Annotated in this window: 2 protein-coding genes and 1 pseudogene; 2 read left to right on the forward strand and 1 reads right to left on the reverse strand. The window is 66.5% G+C overall.

Going from position 1 to position 2641, the window contains the following annotated elements:
• Both ACW8PS_RS14860 and ACW8PS_RS14865 read left to right on the forward strand, forming a co-directional pair.
• A pseudogene (locus ACW8PS_RS14860) lies at positions 1-283 on the forward strand (xanthine dehydrogenase family protein molybdopterin-binding subunit); the annotation flags it as partial.
• Positions 273-1346: a T6SS phospholipase effector Tle1-like catalytic domain-containing protein gene (locus tag ACW8PS_RS14865; RefSeq protein ID WP_491528281.1), complete on the forward strand. Its 1074-nt coding sequence runs from the start codon at positions 273-275 to the stop codon at positions 1344-1346. The pseudogene ACW8PS_RS14860 and the gene ACW8PS_RS14865, both read left to right, overlap by 11 nt.
• A gap of 189 nt (positions 1347-1535) precedes the next feature.
• Here ACW8PS_RS14865 and ACW8PS_RS14870 read toward each other — a convergent pair.
• Positions 1536-2641, reverse strand: a 1106-nt coding sequence (locus tag ACW8PS_RS14870; RefSeq protein ID WP_491528282.1) for an ATP-dependent helicase C-terminal domain-containing protein, incomplete at its 5' end; no start/stop codon positions are given.

Genomic DNA, 2641 nt, shown 5'->3' on the forward strand with positions numbered 1-2641 from the left:
TGATGATGACGGCCAGCTTCTGTCAGCAAGTTTCATGGATTACGCGATGCCGCGCGCAGGCGATCTGCCGTTCATCAGCTTTACCTCGCTGCCAACGCCGACCGAGACCAATATCCTTGGCATGAAGGGCTGTGGCGAGGCGGGCACAGTGGGCGCGATGGCGGCGGTGGCCAATGCGGTGCAGGATGTGCTCTGGCCTTTGGGCGTCAGGGTGGCGGATATGCCAATGACCCCGGGCCGGGTCTGGACGATGATTGAGGATGCAGCGCGGAATGGCCGGTAGCCGGAGCATATGGGAGCGGCTGCGCGGATTTCGCAACGCAGCCCCGCCGCCGCGCCTGCCCGATGCGCGCGCGCCACACACCCATGTTGTTTTGCTTGATGGGACGATGTCGAGCCTCAAGCGCGGCTGCGAGACCAATATCGGGCTGATCTACCGGCTGCTGTCAGAGATCGGGCCAACCGCCAATCTGATGATCTATTACGAACCGGGCATTCAGTGGCGCGGCATAAAGCGGTCGATCGAAGTGATCGCGGGTATCGGCATCAATCGTCAGATCAAGCGCAGTTACCTGTTTCTGGCGCGCAACTACCGGCCCGGCGACAGGATCTTCCTGTTTGGCTATTCACGCGGGGCCTTTGCGGTGCGGTCGCTGGCGGGGTTGATCGACAAGCTTGGCCTGCTGCGGCCCGCGCAGATCAGCGAGGACACCTTGGCACGGCTGTATCACCTTTATGAATGCGCCCCCGATGGGGCCGAGGCCCAGGCCTTTCGCGCCGCGCGCTGCCATGCCGATGCCCCGATCACCATGGTGGGGGTCTTTGACACGGTGCGCGCGCTTGGCCTGCGTTGGCCGGTGCTGTGGCGTCTGGCCCCGCAGGCCCATGCGTTTCACAATCTCAGATTGGGGCCGGGCACGCTGAATGGCTTTCACGCGCTGGCGCTGGATGAGACCCGGGACGTCTATGCGCCGGTGCTGTGGGAGGTGCCGCCGGAGCGGGAAGGCGATATCGTGCAGATGTGGTTTCGCGGGTCGCATGGTGATGTCGGCGGGAATCTGGGTGATTGGCACGCGGCCCGACCGCTGTCGAATATTCCGCTGGTCTGGATGCTGGAGCGCGCCGAGGCCTGTGGCCTGGCGTTGCCGCCCAACTGGCGCGGGCGCTATCTGACTGATCCGGGCGCACCCTCGATCGGCAATATGCGCGGGTGGGGGGCCTTGTTTCTGTATCGCCATCGTCGCAAACCGGGGTGCGACGCATCGGAACGGGTTCACCCCACGGCCGCACCCTATATGCGTGCAGCGGGGATCGCGGTGGATGGCGAGGGGCGGATTGGGCCGTGATGGGTTTCGCCGCGGCTGGCGCGCGGCGACCGGGCGGGGGTTTCACCCCCGCACCCCCGAGAGTATTTCTTGCAAAGAAGAAAGTGGGTGTGTGCTTTGGCAGTGGCGCAGGTCCGGCGGGTTTTCGAATTGCTTCGCAATCCGACCGGCGGCGGTGAATGGCACCTTGAAACGCAGGGCGGGGTGCCACTAGCGTGCACGCGGTTTTGCGCGCAGCGTCGGGGGGGATTGGGCCGGGTCTTCAGGCCAGGGGTGTTTTGGGTATCGGGCGCGCATATCCTTGCGCATATCGGCATAGGACCCGGCCCAGAAGCCCGGCAGATCCAGCGTTGTCTGCACCGGGCGCCCTGCCGGTGACAGCAATGTCAGGCGCAGCGGCAGCCGGTCAGGGCCGATCATCGGATGGGCTGTGGTGCCAAAGACCTCTTGCACCCGCAGCGCCAGTTCGGGCTGATCGCCGCCATAGTCGATTGCGGCATGTCGGCCCAGGGGCGTGGTCCAATGTGCCGGGGCAAGGCGGTCGAGGGTCTGCAGCGCGTCCCAGTCGAGGCTGGCCCGCAACGCCGGGCCCGGATCGAAACGGCGCAGATCGGCAGCGCTGGTCAGGCCGGTAAGGAACGGGGCAAGCCATGCCTCGGCCCGCTCCAGAAGGCTGGCATCCGACATATCGGCAATCCCGGCGAATGCGATTCGCGCCCGCAACAGGCGTGCGGGTTTGCTCCAGTTCAGCGCATCAATGCCGAGGCTGCGCAGCCCCTCCAGCAGACCCGCGACAATGGCGGTTTCGGGCGCTGTTTTCCAGGGCCTGTCCTGCAGGATCAGCGCGCCGAACATTTCCTGTTCTCGCGCCATGACGCGGGCGTCGCGCCGTGACCAGTGACAGATCTGTCGCCAGGCGATCTGATCGCCATAGAGCGCGCGCAGTTCAGTTTCTGCCAGGGCCACCGCCTGACGAATTCGGGCCTCACGCGGGTTGCCATCCAGATCGGTTGCCACGATCAGCCGCTGCCCGGCCAGCGCGTCGCCCTCTGCCATGACCGCGCCCTTGCCGCCCGACAGGACATAGCGCGGTGCGTCGCCGCCGCGCCGCAGCCCGATACGATCCGGATAGGCCAGCGCGGCCCGCTCTGCCAGGCTGCGGCTGGGTCCGCGGGCAAACCGGGCCAGGCGGCGGGCCTCATCGCGGATGCGCGCCACCGCGCCGCGATCGGCCCCCATTGCGGCGGGATCATCCAGCGCGCGGATCCGAAGCGACAGATCCACGCCTTGGCCGCGCAGCGGATCCCGGTCGGCCA

Source organism: Alterinioella sp. (genome assembly GCF_058343375.1).

Excerpts from the sequence above, each read along its gene's own strand:
- ACW8PS_RS14865 (WP_491528281.1), top strand. The coding sequence starts at position 273 with ATGGCCGGTAGCCGGAGCATATGGGAGCGGCTGCGCGGATTTCGCAAC.